Raw genomic sequence first — 17339 nt, 5'->3', positions numbered from 1 at the left:
CAACCGTTACCATAACACAATTCCGTTCCCTCTCCAAGTAAACGGGCCTATTCATCGGTTTAACGGTTCAGCTCGGCAAGCCCCTCTTCCACTTCTTCACGAGGCAAGCCACCTTGTAGCAATTGCTCATCTTCCAGTTGTCTTAACCTTTCATAGAAAGCCTGTACCTCACCCCGATACTGAATGGGATGGCTGTCGTCTACCTGCAGCAGTCTGTACCAGCTATTCTCAGCCTGATCATAACGCCCCTGCTGTTCACGATACAGGGCAAGCTGCTTTTCCGTTCGTGCCGGAAGTTCGTATTGTTTCGTCTGCTCCAATATTCCCTCCACACGATCTGGTGCATCCAGCAGCTTCGGATTAGCCCCATTATTCAGTGCGTACAGGTAAAAATGAAGTGCTCTCATCAGACGAATAAGTGCTTCATTCTCCGACTCCATTTTTTCCTGATCATCTATGCCCTCTACTTTGGCCTTTTCATTATAAATGTACGCCTCTTCTTCAATTAGCCTGGCGGCTTGTTGCAGATTGTCCACTTCAATGACGCCGCGAAAACGGAACATTTCAATGACATCTTCGGCCGGCAGTGAGTTCAGCAGAGATAAATTCAGTCCAAACTGCCTACGCAGTAGCTCGTCCAGCTCGGACAGAGCCTCCGTGTGTTTTCGCTGTTGTTTAAGTGTAAATACTTTGCCGATCGCTTCTGTCATTTCCTCCATCATGCGGAGCAGATAATCTTTCCTGAACATGCTATGTGCCCCCTCATCGTTCGATCGTGTACATTCCAGTTTCACTTGCAAGATCCATTCTCATCATTTTAATTCATGCCATGACAAAAAGCCAAAACATGGTCTATAGCTCGCCCTATGCTCTGGCCCTAAACAACTAAAACCCCTGCCGTTCTTGAGCGAACGGTGCAGGGGTTTAGCAAGGTATCGACGCTCCGCCAAGGAGGCGAAATCATCGGATACTCTATTCATGTACCATTATTATTTCGATAATCCCGTCAAAAATTGTTTAATGACCTGAATTAATTCTTCCGGAGCTTCATACATGCTCATATGTCCTGCTCCAGGAATCACGGCTTGTGTAATATGTGGCTTGTCACTTGTGAATGTTCGTTCCGGCGGAATGACAGCATCCTTCTGACCAGCAACCAACAGGACAGGAAGCGGTGTAGCTGATAATACATCACGGCGGTCCGGCCGTTCACGCATAGCCAGTGCAGCTCCAGTTGCCCCTTGCGGCGCTGTCTGGTAACCAATTTCCTTCACACGTGTCACTTGTGACGATAGCGATTCAACATGTTCTGGTGCAAACAAACCGGGAACCAGCCCATCTACAAAGTGAACAATGCCTTCCGTCTGAATGGTGGATACTGCACGAAGGCGTTTTTCTTTGCCTTCTTCACTATCTGGATAGGCTGTGGAATGAATCAAGCCGAAGGCATTCAATCGTTCTGGGTGGCGCTGTGCGATAGAAAGTGCGATATATCCGCCCATGGAGTGACCGAGCAGAAAAGCCTTGTCCACCTTTAGCTCATCCATTAATTGCAATACGTCATTGCCCATCTGATCAATGGTATAACTACCTACTGGTGCGTCCGTTTTACCGTGTCCACGCAGATCGGGTACGATGCAACGATAGCTGCGTGCAAGCTCAGGCACTATTTCATCCCAGTAGGATGAACTGCCGCAGTATCCGTGGAGCAAAATGAGTGCTTCTCCCTTACCCTGTTCGGCATAACAAATCGTCGTTCCGTCACACATCACTTTTTCCATATAAATCCCTCTCTCTGCGCGAATTAAATTAATTCAAGTTGTATATTATTAAGCCTGCATATCATTAATGAAACGTTTATCTGTATTTCACTGCTTCAGCGACCGCCTCCGCAATCGATCTGGACATGCCCATAACGAAATGAAGCGAGGTCATCTGTAGAATGGAATAAGGTCTCGGTCCATTAGCATTCACTACAGCAGCCACGCTGTAATGACCAACTGGCGGCAGCTTGCCTCCAACCGATTTTGCCGGAATAAGTGGATGTTCCGCAAGATAGTATGTACCTGTTGCCTGTTTTGGACCCAGACAAGCATCTATGGCGATGATGGCATGATGTGACGGGACAAGCGCCAGCCTCTTCTCCAGCGTATCCGCATCACAAGGAGAAGCCAGCGTCCCTATAACATGATTCACTCCATACTCCTCCAGTAGACTGCCTGTCAGTGGGCCCAGAGCATCTCCGGTGGAACGGTCCGTCCCGATACAGACAAAGGTGATTTCATCCGGTGAATGAAGCTTATAGATGTGCTTAAAAAACAATACCAAGTCTTCTCCCTGCACATTTTGGCGGGCTTCCCTACTTTGATGCCTAACCAATTCCCGCTTATATACTGCCAATCTCTTACCTCCTTTACACATGTACTTCCTACCTAAGGCTCTATTGTTATATTCCTCATTTTACCCGATGCTTGATTTCGCCGCAAAAGCATTGGCCTGGGCCTGTCCAATCGTGATACAATGACAACAGTTTCCGATACGGAAGGGATGGACATAACGATGGATTTAACGCAAGCAAGCGCAGCCAACATGGAATATATGATTGAAGCGATCAAAACGAAGCTGCGGATGGCCAGTGGAGCTGCCATGCAAGCTTCGGCTTTCCCACTTGAGAAGTATGAAGATTTGTTTGACCTGTATGAGATGGTCCTGAGCAAGGAACATCTGAGTATCTCTGAAGTGGAAGCTGTCGCTTCCGAACTGGGTAATCTCCGCAAATCCTAGGGCGGCATTGCCCATGGAAAAGAGGACCTGTTCTCCACATCACAGTGGGAACAGGTCCTCTTACTTTTGTTTTTTCGTTAAGGCAAATCCACCAATACAAATTCAGCAGTCTCGCTGCCTGTACCTGAAATTTGCAGATCACAGCTTTTGCGGATTCGTGCAGCATCACCCGGCTTGAGATTGAAGTTGCCATCCGAACATACAATCTCGATATGGCCACTAATAAGGAAGAGATGTGTACGCCTATCTTCATGTTGAGGGTACATTAATTTTTGACCGGATTCCAGATGGGATAGATAGCAAGTCACATCCTGTGAAATAGGCAATGCTCCCTCTGCTCCTTCTCCCCCTTGCCCTGATACAATCGGACAAAGACGGTTCAGATGCTCCTGAGCCTCTACACGACGATTAGTATACGAGGGCTTCAACATGCGCTGGGATGGCAGGAACCACATCTGTAGAAAGCGTACAGGTTCATCCTCTGACGGGTTAGTCTCTGAATGCTCTACGCCAGTACCCGCACTCATGACCTGAACCGTTCCCGGTTCCAACAATTGCTCCGTTCCCATGCTATCCGTATGTTTTAACGTACCTGATATGACATAACTAACAATCTCCAAGTCATGATGTGGATGTCGCTTAAAGCCTTCCTGCGGCATCAGTGTGTTGTCATTATGAGCCAGAAGACAACCAAAATGGGCATTGCTTGGATCATCATAGTCCGCAAAGGAAAAGCTGAATTCACTGTGTATCCAACCTCGATCCGACGTGTGCCTTTCTTCCGATGTCACTACTTTAATCATGTTCATCCACCTCCAAGAGTTTAGAGCTGCCGCACTATCGCAGCAGTTCTTGCGTGTATATTTAGAATTCTATAGATCAATACCAGTTGGTATGTCATCTTTACCCGTGGTCCGGGAATTCTAATCACGCCCCTTGCATATGGTTATACGCTCTCCTCAGGTGAGTGAAGCATGAATTCGATCTCTGCCCGCCCTACGACTTTACCGGCGTCGTTCCGAATGTCAGGTGGATATACTTCTGCCAGTCGTTCAATGGTTTTCCGATTGCTATATCCAATCTGCTCCAGAATGGATTGGGCAATATAGGCCCATTCTTCTTCCGAACCGTCAAGCACTTTGAACGTAATTCCGAGGCGTTCCTTTTTCAGGGCAAAACCAAACACACCCTTGAAGCCACCTTTGGCTACAATGTTGCTATCTTCAAGCAGCACGGAATCCACTCGCTGCGTTCCTCCTACCATTAACGGATATTCGTTCATGGCTCCAGTAATGGTCTCTACCGCCGAACGTGTAGATGGGTCCTCGATCAGATCCGGGCAAGCCAGCTTCAGATATGCGTTCGACAATGCCGATAACGGCAACGAAAATACCGGAAAGCCGCAGCCATCCGTCCCAAGTTTAATCTCTTTCTGTTCAATCCCTGCCATATAGGCCATGGTCTCGAGAATTTCACGCTGTACCGGATGTTCTGGCTCTGCATAACTTCCCAAATCGGCCTGTTTCATCTGAGTGTATGCGAGAATGCCCAGATGTTTACCGGAGCAGTTGTGTAGAATACGACGTTTCTCTCCTTGGGCGCGCAGCCATTGATTTCGGCTTTCTTCATTGAGGGGATAACTCGGTGCGCAAATCAAGCACTCCTCCCCCAATCCTATTTTGCTTTCTATCTGCTCCAGCACCTGAATATGCATCGGTTCCGAACGGTGCGAGGAAGACATGATGGCAATCTCCTGAGCTGTCAGACCATAATGCCCGGCAATACCAGCACGAATTCCCGGAATAGCCTGAAAAGGCTTGGCGGACGAACGGGTAAACGCTCTAAAATGAGGATCGCCGGCTGAATATACAACATTGCCGTTCTCATCCGTAATGCTTATGTGTCCGTAATGGGCGCATTCCATAACGCCCGCACGGTATTCTTTAATTAACAGGGCACTCTCCATGCGAGTTCTCTCCTTTATACTCCCGAATTCATCTCTGCTTTGCGTCACGACGCCGCATGGGATATCTTAAATAGTATAGTACAAAAGCGACGTTTTTACAGTTTTTTCGACAGACATTTCGGGTAATCCTTTATCAATCTTTATCTACCTACTACCCTCACTGAAGGAGATACTCATATATGCTGCGCAAAACGCAATTACCCACTTCCGGGTTAGCTCGCAAAACTTCGGTACGTCCACTGCTCAACTGGGTTGGTGTTGGAATTATAGCCAGCGTTTCGGTTGTCTTCTTACTGGCAGCTCTGGGAGCGTTACTGGGTAACGATGTTATCGTTTCATTGGATGACCAGATCCAGCAGTTATTTTATCTGAACTCGAATTCACGTCTTTATCTGCTACCTTTCATTTCATTCATTACTGCGCTCGGTTCTTTCAGACTTTCTGCCATCGCAGCTATCGGTTTTTCCATTCTTTTCTTGTGGCAGCGTCGTCCCCGTTTCCTCATATATGGTTATGCGTTACTCAGCAGTTTTGCCATGATGTGGATTCTCAACACCTTATTGAAGGAAATATTCAGGCGCAGCAGACCTGAGCTGGAACATCTACTGGTTGTTCACGGATATAGTTTTCCAAGTGGCCATGCGATGATCTCGATGGGGTTTTATGGCATGCTCTTTGTCATCTGGGCAATTGAACGACATCAACGTTTGTCTGGAGCTGCACTACCTGTCCTTTGCGGAATTACATTTATATTTCTAGTCGGCCTCAGCCGTATCATGCTGGGTGTACATTTTCCAACTGACGTTTTCACCGGATTTGCTGCTGGACTGGCTTGGATCTTCTGTATGATTAAAGGGATTCAACGTTCCGTCTGAATTGCACTATCCTATAATTTCCAGTACAGATCTCTCTACATTGATTGTTTCACCTGGAAGCACGGCGTTTATATACGAAGTAAGCAAACGCGAACAGACACCATCCTACATCAAGCACAAAGGAGGCGGTTGTTATGTGGGGTATCATTATCAGCATTGTTATGGCAGTCATTATCGGTGTAATCGGTGATGCACTTGCCGGTCATAACATGCCTGGAGGAATCATCGGTGCAATGGTTGCCGGATTTGCCGGAGCCTGGCTGGGAGCACTCTTGCTTGGTAACTGGGGACCGGTCATCGGTAACTTTGCCGTAATTCCTGCCATCATTGGAACAGCGGTCTTTGTCTTTTTGCTGGGGCTTGTGTCCAGACTGTTCAGACAGGCTGCCTGATCGGTCCAACAAGGTGTTCGTTGTTTCGTATCCGTTTCTTAAATTTGAAGAAGGAGTGATTTGACATGAATAAAGCAGAAGAACAATATCCTGTACAAAGCGGTTCCACTTTCGCCAAAGGAATTTTCATCGGAGGTTTGCTGGGAGCAGCTGCAGCCCTACTCTTTGCCCCTAAACCAGGACGCGAATTGCGTGGTGACCTTTCCGAGAAAGTGGGGATCGTTACAGATCGCACAAAAGAAGTTGCAGCGGTTGTTGGTGATAAAGCTTCCGAACTGGCTAAAACGGTCTCTTCCAAAACTTCTGATATTGCAAAAACGGTAAACCAAGGCCGTAATGACGTTATGGACTCCGTAAGAAAAGCTTCCGCTGATGTGGCGAATGAAGCATCCAAAGCGTCAGACGAAGTGGCTGCCGCTTCTGTAGAAGCGAAGGAAGATGCACGTAAAGAATTGAACTCGACCAACCTGTAAGGCTTTGGATCGAGTGACCAATAGCCAGCTGTATTCCAGCTGGCTATTTTTTATCCACTGCGAGATTAAAGGAGGAAGAACATGAGTAAAGTCACAATGAACGGCAATACGCCTATAACCGGAGGAAAACCTGCACAACAGTATGATACCAGCGACCACCCTTTTGAATTGCGACATGAGGTCAAACGTCTGAACACAAGACTGGATCAGATTGCAGACAGTCTGGAAAAATCTCAAATCAAGGATATTATCGAAAACTACAGCAGTCCCAAAAAACGTATCATTACCAACTTCACCGCTGGTATGGCGCGTGGTTTGGGTTTGACGGTAGGGACCTTCGTCGTTCTTGGTCTGCTCGCTTTTATTCTCAGTCAATTCGTAAACATGCCGATTGTGGGACAATATATTGCGGACTTACTGGGATACATTGAAGATTATAAAAAATAAAAGGCACAGGGTGAGGCTGACAAAGTCATCGCCTTCGTTTGCCCTTGGCACGCTTCTCTGTTTCTTTGGCCGACGGTTGGGAGGACTTCACTTTGAGCAGATCCCCTGTCCAGCCCTTCATCATCATCCATACATACATGCCAATCATGCTAATGATTATAAGCGCAAGGACGAGTACAACACCCCATGTCTTGTCGATCCAAGGCAGATTCTCAAAGTTCATTCCCCAGATGGCTCCTGCAGCCGTTGCGGGCGTGAATACCGAGGTTACAAGGGTCAGTGTCTTCATAATCTCATTGCCCCGTACTCCTGAAATGGCATTATCAATGGAGATCAGTGTATCAATCTCTGTCTCATAATGTTTGAACAAACGCTCCATCCGTTCGATCCGGTGCTGAAGCTGCTGGAAAAAGCGATTCTCTTTCAATTCATCCAGGTAAGCCTCCCTGGCGGCAGCCATCAATTCGGAATACGGAATGAATAGGTTACTCCAATACAACAGCTCAAATCTGGCCGCAAGAATCTGATCCATCAACGTGCGTGCATTACGGGATTCCATCGTCCGCTCCAATTCCCTCAGATTCATCTCAAAATGATCCATACCCACATGGTAATAATGCAATATCGCCCGAAAGAGCACAAACATGCCGTCCCGGGCTTCACTGCATTGTTGTAACATGGCTGCACGTTCACCTGTATTCATAATACCTCTGGTATTGTCATCTACATTCAAGGTAACCAGTCTTTCTTGATCCACATAGAAAAACATCTGATTATCTTTACGTTGATCGTTTCTTTCATTCTTGACCGCATATAATAATGACCCGAATATCACGGGCTCCGTGCCGTTCATGAAGCGGACGGACAGGTAGTTGGACTCTACCTCCGGTATTTTGCGAAGCCAGTACTGCATTTCTGGAAATGCGCTCGTGAGTTCCTCCAAGGCATCAGCCATACTCTCCTGATCAGGTGCCACCCAATCCCACCATTCCCAATGGTCTGAGTAGGTAAGCTTATCCCGACGCGCTTCCAGCTTGACTTTATCCACAATCACAAACATCCACTCCTGCATTCATACTGTTCATTAAAAATCATTGATCCCAAAAAAAGGACACGTATGCATTCCATTGGAATCACGTGTCCTTCTCTATGCCGTGCTCAATATCGTCACCGATCTACATCTCATAATAATGAAGCATTCGACATAATCTGTTTTAATTTCTCAGTGGCTCGCTTCTGAATACGGGATACACTCATTTGGGAGACTCCCAATTTCTGAGCAATTGCCCGCTGCGACTGACCATCCTGAAATGCTAAAATAAGCACTTTTTGTTCCTGTTCCTTCAATTGTCCCAATGCCTGTTGCAAGTCCATCCGCTTCTCAACCGAATCGAAGTCATTCACATCAGAACTGATCAGTTCGCCTAAAGTGGCTGCACTCTCATCCTGTGATAGCGGAGAATCCAGTGACACATAGTGATAACATTCCCGACCAGCTAAGACTTCGATGGTTTCTTCAGGGGTTAAGTCCAGATATTCAGCAATCTCGTTCACACCTGGTGAACGCTCCAGCTTCACTGTCAATTCATCAATAGCATGCTGGACAAGTGCTCCCTTTTCCTTAATTCTGCGGGGCACCTGAATGTACCAGGACTTGTCCCTTAAATAATTCTTCATATGACCGATCATGCTCTTCATGGCATAAGGTTCAAACGGAATACCCAGATTAATATCGTATTGCTTAAGCAAACGAATTAGGGCCATTTGCCCGGTCTGATACAAATCCTCATACAGATCGGGTCGATTCCGCGCAATTTTACCTGCTGCCATCTTCACCATCGGTTCATATTTGCGGATAAGAACTGTTGCAATTTCGTTATCCTGGGTTTGCTGGTATTCCCAGATCAAACCTATTGCTTCAGACATGGACTCTGGGGGAGTCACTTTTTCATTCATACTTTCTCCTCACTTCTTGCAAGACGTTTTACGAGTACTACTTTCGTACCTTTGCCCGTCTCACTTTCCACACTGACATCATCCATCAGAGCTTGCATCAGGTAAAAACCAAGTCCACCGATTTGGGCATCTGTCAGCTCTTTGTCGTGAAGGCCTGCACGGGATACCGCCGGGTTGATGTTCTCAAAGCTGGCTCCTTCATCTTTGACGGTAATAGCCAGCGTGTCATTATCCACTTCGAACACAACCTCAACCATGCCGCCTTCGTGTGAGTAAGCATACAGTACAGAGTTATTGCAGGCCTCGGATACAGCAACCTTCATATCCTCTATGTCCTCATAAGAAAATCCCATTTTGGACGCAACACCATAAAGATTGAGTCTTACAATATCAACGTAATCAGCTGTCGCCGGTAAATTAAGGGTGACTCTTTGAACTTCTGCATTCATTCCTTTTTCGATCCTTTCCTATTGGGAATTCTTCTGTGAGACAAAGAATTTGGCAATACCCGTCATATCAAAAAGTTTCTGAATTTGCGCAGGAACTTCCTGTACTTCAAAGCGAGCTTCCATTCCATGCCGTGCTTTCAGAACAGATAACAGGATACCAATCCCTGTACTATCGATGTACTTCAAGTCTTGCATGTTAATGATCAAATCTTGTTCCTTGTTGTCCACTAACGGCTCCATTACCAAACGGAATTCAGGAGCAACCGACAAATCCAGTTCGCCAGTCAGATACACCGTGCACACGCCGTCATGTGTTTCTGTTCTTGCATTGAATTTTTCATTTTTATTTGTATTCATTAGACATCTCTCTCCTGATCAATGGTTTCTTTACCTAATAACCCATCTACAGCACATATGAAACAGTAATCGAATTAGCAAATATTTCAATTGGCCTGATTTATGGCCGAGGTGTTGGATTTGAACCCTTGCCTTTCTTCCTGAAATCGGGACAACTTCTGTTTCACATTGCCCATTTTCACAGGTTTGCTGATGTAATCGTCCATACCCACAGTAGAACATCGCTGCTGAATACCATCCATGACATTTGCGGTCATCGCTACAATAACCGGCTGCTGGTCTTGAGGAAGGCTCTCACGAATTCTGCGAGTACATTCCAATCCATCCATCACGGGCATCTGCAAATCCATAAATATATAATCATAATTGCGGTTCGCCAAAACCATCTCCAGCGCCTTCTTGCCATCTTCGGCGATATCTGCGACGAGTCCTAGCTTGCCCAGCATAATAGACATTAGTTTCTGATTAATAGGGTGATCATCAACGATTAATACACTTGGATGCATTTCATAATTTTTTTTAATGTCCGTAAGCTGATCTTCCCCCATACCTGTCGTCAGCTCAGTCTCGACATACCGCTGCGCCTGAATGGTAAATACAAACGTAGCACCGCGCAGCTCCGACGTATCCAGATATATCTTTCCACCCATCATTTCAACGAGCGTTTTGCATATAGCCAGCCCCAGTCCGGTTCCACCATACTTACGCGTCATGGATGTATCCAGTTGGGAAAACGGCTGGAATAGACGATCTACTTTGTCTGGCGCTATGCCTATTCCTGTATCTTTTACAGCAAACTCCAGCGTCATTCGCCCGTCTTTTTCCTCATTAACGGATACGATCAGATACACGCCACCGTGGTCCGTGAACTTAATGGCATTGGCAATCAGATTCAATAAAACCTGGCGCAGCCTTGCCATATCTCCATAGATCAGTTCGGGTACCGAATCTTCCAGGAAATATTCCAGCTCAATATTCTTTTTGCCAGCTTCAACCGCGAAGAGCCTCAGTACTTCACGTATACAGGACACAAGTTCGAACGGATGCTCTTCCAGCTCCATTTTGCCAGATTCCATCTTGGTGAAATCAAGGATATCGTTAATCACCGTAACGAGTGCATCGGCACTGCGACGTACAATGTCCGCGTATTCCTTCTGATCTTCTTTCAGATCGGTTTCCATCAACAGATCAACCATACCGATAACGCCATTCATCGGCGTACGAATCTCATGACTCATCATGGCAAGAAACTCAGTCTTCGCGTTTGCAGCGATTTCCGCTTCCTCTTTGGCCTGAACGAGCTGCTGGTTCATTTTCTCCAGTTCCTGCGTCTTCTGATGCAGCAGCATCGTCTGTGTTTTCAAACGTTTATTCGTGATAAACATTTCTACAAAGCCCTCGATTTTGGATTTCAAAATCTGAGGGATAAACGGCTTGACCATATAATCAATGGCCCCAGCGGAATAACCTGCAAATAAATGCTCTGCCTCTCTGCTATTTGCAGAGATGAAAATAATCGGCACGTCCTTGGACTTGTCACGCGCCTTGATTAGTTTTGCTGTCTCAATTCCGTCCATCCCAGGCATCTGCACATCCAGTACAATGACCGCAAATTCGTCTTTCAGCAAACAGCGAAGTGCCTCTTCCCCGGAGGTTGCCTTGACGAGCTTGTACTGTTCCGATTCCAGAACCGCTTCGAGAGCGAGCAGGTTCTCAGGGCGGTCATCTACCAATAATATGTGGATTGGTTCATTGAGCCCCATGACTAAGCCTAACCCCCTATTTAATCTTCCGGTATATTTTTTCCGTCCGGTCTAACGGCTCGTAGGCATCGCTGAATTCCGTAAAATGTATCGATTCTTTAGACCCCAGAACAAGGATGCCGAAGTGGCTCAAACTTTCATGAAAAAGTCCGTGCACATGATTCCGCAGTTCATCATTGAAATAAATCATGACATTACGGCAGAAGATTACATTAAACTCGTTAAATGACCGGTCTGTTGCCAAATTATGTTCGGCAAAAATAATATTTTTCCGTAGATAAGGATGAAATATAACGGAATTATATTTCGCGGTGTAATACTCCGAAAACGCGCGGGTGCCCCCGGCTTCCAAATAATTTGTAGTATATAATTTCATTTTCTCAATGCCATATACGCCTTCCTTGGCCTGCTGCAATGAGCGATCATTCATATCTGTTGCATATATTCTTGCCTTGTCATACAGTCCTTCCTCATGCAGCATAATCGCCATGGAATAGACTTCTTCTCCTGTAGAACAGCCAGCATGCCATATCCGGATATATGGATAAGTCCTCAGTACAGGAATAATCTGTTCCCGGAAGAACCGAAACAAGGTTGGATCACGAAACATTTCCGTTACAGGGATGGACAAATTCTGTACAAAACGATCAAATACAGAACGGTCATGAAGCACCTTATCCTGTAGACTGGAAATGGTCTTCAGTCCCTCGGCATGTACATAATGCCAGATTCTGCGTCTTAAAGACGGTAACGCGTAGTTCCTGAAATCATATCCATATAAACGGTGCATACCTTCCAATAGCAATTCGATCTCGATCAGTTCACGCTCTTCATCTTGCGGCATGCGGATCGATTCTGCCTCCGCCTCGGTAGGTTCCCACGGTGTCATATATTCTCTCCACTTCTTCATTTGTTACTTGCGTAATAGATGTATTGTCTTTCATTACCCAAACTATCGGGTTACGAATACAGCCATACCCGCATTAAGGATAACAATTGATCCGTTTGGATCGGTTTTTTTACATAATCGGATGCTCCAGCCTCTATGCACTTGCCACGATCATCTTTCATTGCTTTTGCGGTCAAGGCGATAATTGGCAATTTCTCGAATTTCGGTATCTGTCTGATCCGTGTCATGGCCTCATAACCGTCCATTTCCGGCATCATCATATCCATTAATACCAGATCGATCTCTGGGTTCTTATCCAGAATCTCCAGAGCTTCACGGCCGTTCTCCGCAAATGTCACATCCATGCGATAGCCTTCAAGCACACTTGAAAGGGCAAATACATTACGGATGTCGTCATCCACAAGAAGTATTTTCTTACCTTCAAATAAGGTTTCCTTGTTATGCAGTTTCTGCAGAATTCGACGCTTATCTTCCGGCAGGTTAGCTTCTACCCGGTGCAAGAACAATGTCGTCTCATCTAGAAGACGTTCAGGTGACTTCACGTCCTTAATAATAATGGATTCCGCGTACTTGCGAAGCTTCATCTCTTCTTTGCTGTCGAGCTCTTTGCCTGTATAAATAATAATCGGCAGATCATTCAGGTACTGGTCGTCCCGAATCTGGTCAAGCAGCTCGAATCCAGTCATATCTGTCAGCATCAAGTCCAGCACCATGCAATCATAGCGTTGACTGTGCAATTCATTCAAAGCCTCACTGCCAGTGGACACTGCTGTGATAGCGACATCATCATGGCCAATCAGTTCAATAATTGCTTTCCGCTGTATTTCATCATCTTCCACAATCAATAGACGTTTCAATTGATTCTCTGTATAGGATTCGATATGCGAGAAAGCTTTATCCAACGAATCTTTACTGGAAGGTTTTTTCAGATAAGCAATGGCTCCCATCATCAAACCTTGTTTCATATCATCAATAACCGAGATGACATGTACCGGAATATGACGTGTCGCCGAGCTGCTTTTCAGTTCACCCAGTATCGCCCAGCCATCCATGACAGGCAACTGAATATCAAGGATAATCGCATCCGGCAAATATTGACGGGCCATTTCGAGTCCTTTGTCTCCCTGAAGCGCCACAATAGCCTTAAATCCTCTACCTCTCGCCATATCCATCAAAATATGCGCAAAATTCACATCATCCTCAATGATGAGGAGAATCTTGTCACCTTCCACTAGGTTCTCCTGATCATCCTCCAGCTGTGCCAACACAGGTAAATCAGTTTGAGGCAACTCCATGAACGAAGTGCTATCCGGGTCAGGTGTGAGCACGGTTTGTCTACCCGAACGCATCGTCTGTGAGTCTCTCCCGAAGGCTTCAATCTCAGAAGCAACTGCGGCTTCTCTTACCGCGTCATCCACCTGAACCTCATCTTCGTGATTATCCGGCAGGAACAAGGTGAAGGAACTGCCCACACCTTCGGAAGACTCTACCTTGATAGCACCCCCAAGCAGTCGGGCAAGTTCGCGGCTTATGGACAATCCCAAGCCCGTTCCGCCATATTTGCGGCTGGTTGTACCGTCCACCTGCTGGAATGCTTCAAAGATCAGATCCGTTTTGTCTGATGGAATTCCAATCCCGGTATCCTTCACGGTAAAGCCTACATATTCCTGGTTCGTATTCAGGTACCCAGGAAGCTCTTCTGTTTTCATTTTTCGTCCAATCAGGCTAACAGATCCTCGATTGGTAAACTTGAACGCGTTCGACAACAGATTACGCAAAATCTGTTTGACGCGATGGCTGTCGGTATATACCCATTCCGGCAAATTGCTGTCGAACTCAATGTTCAGGTTGAGTTCTTTTTTATTCGCCATTGGGCCAAAATTCTGTTGAACAAAGCTGGTTAGTTCTTCCATTCGCACTGTTTCATAATTGATATCCATTTTGCCCGCATCCACCTTGGACAGATCCAAAATTTCATCAATCATTTTCAGCAAATCTGCACCAGACATATAGATCGTCTGGGCATATTCCTGCTGTTTAACACTCAGGTTTCCATCCTTGTTCTCCGATAACAATTGAGACAGAATCAAAAGACTGTTAAGTGGTGTACGCAATTCATGCGACATATTTGCTAAGAACTCCGACTTGTACTTGCTTGTCATCGACAATTGCATGGCTTGCTGTTCCAACTGTGTTTTGGTTTTCTCAATCTCGTCGTTCTTCTCTTCCACTTCTCGCACTTGTTCTTCCAGTGCACGAGTCTTCGCAATCAGCTCGGTATTGAAGTGCTCCAATTCTTCCTGTTGACGCTGCAACAGCTCTTCTGAACGTTTGAGGGCTCCCGTCTGTTCTTCCAGATTTTCATTGGAACGGCGTAACTCCTCTTGCTGTGTCTGTAGCTCCTCGGATTGCACCTGCAATTCCTCCGTGAGCGCCTGGGATTCACGCAGCAGTTCCTCCACCCGCAAACGGCGTCGAACGTTGTTGAGAATGACACCCAAATTCATAATCAGCTGCGAGAATAACTGAGTATGCAAATTTGTGAATCCTTCAAACGATGCCAGTTCGACAACGCCAATCAGTTCATCCTCAAATACGACAGGATAGATCATCACACCAGAAGCACGCGATGATCCCGTTGCTGATCCGATGTTCACATAATCCTCTGGCGTTTTTTCGAGAATAATTGGCGTCATATCCAATGCGGCTTGGCCGATTAGTCCCTCGCCGATACGATATACCTCTTTGCCAACATCTTCATTCTCTTCAAATGCATAAGCACCATAACGTCTCAATTCGTCTGGATGTTTCTCTTCATCGATTAGGTATACGACACCCAGTTGAGCTCCAAGTACAGGTGTGAATTCACTGATAAACATCTGCGAGATCTGACGAATCGACCCTATACCACGCAACAATTCTGGAACTCTGGCAATGTTGGAACTCATCCAGTTCTGATCTTGCTGTGCTTGCAAATAAGCTTTCTCGACTTCTAGTTTTTCTTCCAAATCATTGGAGACATCCTTGAACACGCTGGCAATCTGACCAATTTCGTCGGTAGACTTCACCTGAATGCGGCGAATGGTTCGATAACGGCCTTTTCCAAAGCTGGTGATCATCATGGAAACGGTATTCAGTCCCCGTGTAATACTTGGCAGCACCCACATAATGACACCCAATGCTAGTAACAATCCGGCAATCATGATGGCTACTGTAATCTGAACCGCGCGCATATAGGCTGCATTCGCATCTTTAATCTCGGTATCTATCTCCTGGTCCTGAAAACGGGACAGGGCGTTCAAGCTGTCTACAGCTTCCTTCTGCACCGCCAAGCCGGTTGCATTCCGGTAGTTATTGGCATCTTCCACCCGATTCTGGGACATTAAGCTGACCTGTCTCGCGGCATAAGCATTGTAAGCTTCCCAGGCCGTATTCACACGATCTACCAGTTGGTGCTCTGGTGCGCTGTCTGCCCGATCCCGCACTTCCTCAAGGTAGCGTTCGCCCTTTTCCTGCATGGCCTTCAAATCACTGTCTGCGGCACTAATCGAATTGTTGGGATTCAGCAACAAGTTAGCCAGCACTTTGGCTATATCATTGACCTCTCCACGTGCAGAAGAAGTATATCTGACTTTGAGGTATCGCTCCTGATACATCTGATCGATCTGTTGATTGCTGCTGTTCAGCCGTTCGTAACTCACAAACGTAAGTACAATCATGATGGCCATCAGGGCCGTAAAGCCAATCAGCAGTTTATTTCTGATCTTCATTCAGCTTCGACCCCTTTATTTAAGGTAATCCACACCAAACATTTATCATCTTCCCGTTCCTGCGGAATTTCATCATCGAAGAACAACGCCTGCATGGATGCTTCATCCCACTGGTGGGAACCCGCCAGTTTTTCCTTCAGAAACGCCTGCTGCATTTCCTGATCGCCCTGAACGGCTTCGGTTAGCCCATCCGTATAAAGTGCAATGTGCCCATCGCCTTCGTAGTGAATGGTCTGTGGTTCAATATCCATCTTGTCAAACAGACCAACGGGACAGCAGACGCTGTCAAACGTTGTCACACTTCCGTCGTGACGGAAAAAGAGTGCTGGCGGATGGCCTGCATTAACATAATCAATCCTCTTCATTCGTGTATCTACGACCAGATATATCGCTGTAAAATAGTACTGCACCAGCTGTTTTTCCAGATGCAACTGATTAAAGCGTCGATTCAGCTCCTGAATAACCTTCTCCGGGTCTACATACGTTGTAACCGTGTCTTTCAGGACGGAAGCAATGAACATGGTAAATAGGGATGAAGATATCCCATGCCCCATCATATCCAGCAGCAGGACTCCATATCTGCCTTCACCAAGCGGGTACCAGGAATACAGATCACCCGCAAGTTCAAACGAAGGTTTGTAAATTGCATTAACGTGGAATAACGGATCTTCAATTGCTGGGCTTAGCACAGCATTCTGTACCATAGCCGCAAGTTTCAGTTCATCCTGAATCCGCTGATCCCTCTCTTTATGCCAGTCCTTCTCCTGTTTTAGGCGAAGCGCAAGACGAATTCTGGCCATCAATTCGACTTTGTTAATTGGTTTGGTCACATAATCGGATGCACCTGCATCCAGCGCTTCGGCCAATTTTTTGGAATCTCCAATCGCAGTTACCATAATAATAGGTATATCCTTGAGATTTTCAAATTTCTGCACAATACTGCATGCTTCGATTCCATCCATCTCCGGCATCATCATATCTAGCAAAATCAGGTCAATATCCGACGGCTTGGGACGAAGTTCATTGTTTTCCTCACCAATCCCAAGGACTTCAAACATCTCCATCGCAGAACTTGCCGTTACAATGTCACGATAGTTTTCTTTTTTCAGAATTTCTCGAATGATAATGACATTCGTCGGATTGTCGTCAACAATAAGTATTCTCATTTCTATCTCCTTATCTGTGGCGTCCGGGTTT

General features: G+C 46.1%; 18 protein-coding genes. 5 read left to right on the top strand and 13 right to left on the bottom strand.

The features are described 5' to 3' along the window. Window positions 1-59: 59 nt before the first annotated feature. From MHB84_RS17700 to yyaC, 3 genes are all read right to left on the bottom strand, one after another. A complete protein-coding gene (locus MHB84_RS17700; RefSeq protein WP_076291268.1) occupies window positions 60-749 on the bottom strand; it encodes a DUF6483 family protein in 690 nt (229 codons plus the stop codon). 240 nt (window positions 750-989) lie between these two features. Continuing rightward, complete coding sequence (locus tag MHB84_RS17695) at window positions 990-1781, bottom strand: alpha/beta fold hydrolase (RefSeq protein WP_076291267.1); 792 nt, start codon at window positions 1779-1781, stop codon at window positions 990-992. Window positions 1782-1857: 76 nt separating this feature from the next. After that, window positions 1858-2400 (bottom strand): spore protease YyaC, encoded by a 543-nt coding sequence (gene yyaC, locus MHB84_RS17690; RefSeq protein ID WP_256716905.1) that lies wholly within the window; start codon window positions 2398-2400, stop codon window positions 1858-1860. Window positions 2401-2559: 159 nt separating this feature from the next. On the opposite strand from yyaC, the gene MHB84_RS17685 reads away from it, so the two are divergent. Next, window positions 2560-2784: a DUF1128 domain-containing protein gene (locus MHB84_RS17685; protein WP_076291266.1), complete on the top strand. Its 225-nt coding sequence runs from the start codon at window positions 2560-2562 to the stop codon at window positions 2782-2784. A gap of 77 nt (window positions 2785-2861) precedes the next feature. Here MHB84_RS17685 and MHB84_RS17680 read toward each other — a convergent pair whose 3' ends face one another. Together MHB84_RS17680 and MHB84_RS17675 are read right to left on the bottom strand one after the other, a co-directional pair. Then, complete coding sequence (locus MHB84_RS17680; RefSeq protein ID WP_076291265.1) at window positions 2862-3587, bottom strand: pirin family protein; 726 nt, start codon at window positions 3585-3587, stop codon at window positions 2862-2864. Window positions 3588-3730: 143 nt separating this feature from the next. After that, the gene (locus MHB84_RS17675) at window positions 3731-4750 is read right to left on the bottom strand and encodes an asparaginase (protein WP_076291264.1); all 1020 of its coding nucleotides are present in this window, start codon (window positions 4748-4750) and stop codon (window positions 3731-3733) included. A gap of 179 nt (window positions 4751-4929) precedes the next feature. Here MHB84_RS17675 and MHB84_RS17670 point away from each other — a divergent pair, with 179 nt between their 5' ends. From MHB84_RS17670 to MHB84_RS17655, 4 genes are all read left to right on the top strand, one after another. Then, window positions 4930-5625: a phosphatase PAP2 family protein gene (locus MHB84_RS17670; RefSeq protein WP_076291263.1), complete on the top strand. Its 696-nt coding sequence runs from the start codon at window positions 4930-4932 to the stop codon at window positions 5623-5625. 134 nt (window positions 5626-5759) lie between these two features. Next, the gene (locus tag MHB84_RS17665) at window positions 5760-6017 is read left to right on the top strand and encodes a GlsB/YeaQ/YmgE family stress response membrane protein (protein WP_063566604.1); all 258 of its coding nucleotides are present in this window, start codon (window positions 5760-5762) and stop codon (window positions 6015-6017) included. Between the two features lie 65 nt (window positions 6018-6082). After that, a complete protein-coding gene (locus MHB84_RS17660; RefSeq protein ID WP_076291262.1) occupies window positions 6083-6490 on the top strand; it encodes a YtxH domain-containing protein in 408 nt (135 codons plus the stop codon). An 81-nt stretch (window positions 6491-6571) separates the two neighbouring features. Further along, window positions 6572-6937, top strand: a complete 366-nt coding sequence (locus tag MHB84_RS17655; protein WP_083679074.1) for a DUF5665 domain-containing protein — start codon at window positions 6572-6574, stop codon at window positions 6935-6937. 25 nt (window positions 6938-6962) lie between these two features. On the opposite strand, the gene MHB84_RS17650 is transcribed toward MHB84_RS17655, so the two are convergent. The 8 genes from MHB84_RS17650 to MHB84_RS17615 all read right to left on the bottom strand — a co-directional run bounded on the left by MHB84_RS17650 (window position 6963) and on the right by MHB84_RS17615 (window position 17308). Beyond that, a complete protein-coding gene (locus MHB84_RS17650; RefSeq protein WP_256716904.1) occupies window positions 6963-7991 on the bottom strand; it encodes a magnesium transporter CorA family protein in 1029 nt (342 codons plus the stop codon). A 128-nt stretch (window positions 7992-8119) separates the two neighbouring features. Beyond that, a complete protein-coding gene (locus MHB84_RS17645; protein ID WP_024631358.1) occupies window positions 8120-8893 on the bottom strand; it encodes a sigma-70 family RNA polymerase sigma factor in 774 nt (257 codons plus the stop codon). Continuing rightward, the gene (gene rsbW / locus MHB84_RS17640) at window positions 8890-9342 is read right to left on the bottom strand and encodes an anti-sigma B factor RsbW (protein WP_063566601.1); all 453 of its coding nucleotides are present in this window, start codon (window positions 9340-9342) and stop codon (window positions 8890-8892) included. Before rsbW ends, MHB84_RS17645 begins: the two co-directional genes overlap by 4 nt. A gap of 18 nt (window positions 9343-9360) precedes the next feature. Then, on the bottom strand, window positions 9361-9699 hold the full coding sequence (locus tag MHB84_RS17635) for an STAS domain-containing protein (protein ID WP_053778980.1): 339 nt from the start codon (window positions 9697-9699) through the stop codon (window positions 9361-9363). 86 nt (window positions 9700-9785) lie between these two features. Continuing rightward, window positions 9786-11462: a response regulator gene (locus tag MHB84_RS17630; protein ID WP_064640586.1), complete on the bottom strand. Its 1677-nt coding sequence runs from the start codon at window positions 11460-11462 to the stop codon at window positions 9786-9788. Window positions 11463-11478: 16 nt separating this feature from the next. Further along, window positions 11479-12351 (bottom strand): CheR family methyltransferase, encoded by an 873-nt coding sequence (locus MHB84_RS17625; RefSeq protein ID WP_076291260.1) that lies wholly within the window; start codon window positions 12349-12351, stop codon window positions 11479-11481. Between the two features lie 71 nt (window positions 12352-12422). Beyond that, entirely contained in the window at window positions 12423-16142 is a 3720-nt protein-coding gene (locus MHB84_RS17620; RefSeq protein WP_076291259.1) for a response regulator, read from the bottom strand. Beyond that, complete coding sequence (locus MHB84_RS17615) at window positions 16139-17308, bottom strand: PP2C family protein-serine/threonine phosphatase (RefSeq protein WP_076291258.1); 1170 nt, start codon at window positions 17306-17308, stop codon at window positions 16139-16141. The genes MHB84_RS17620 and MHB84_RS17615 overlap by 4 nt, the downstream gene beginning before the upstream one ends. Window positions 17309-17339 lie beyond the last annotated feature (31 nt).

This window comes from Paenibacillus sp. FSL F4-0087 (genome assembly GCF_038020215.1).
Lineage (GTDB): Bacteria > Bacillota > Bacilli > Paenibacillales > Paenibacillaceae > Paenibacillus > Paenibacillus taichungensis.
This window is presented reverse-complemented; position numbering and strand designations above follow the sequence as displayed.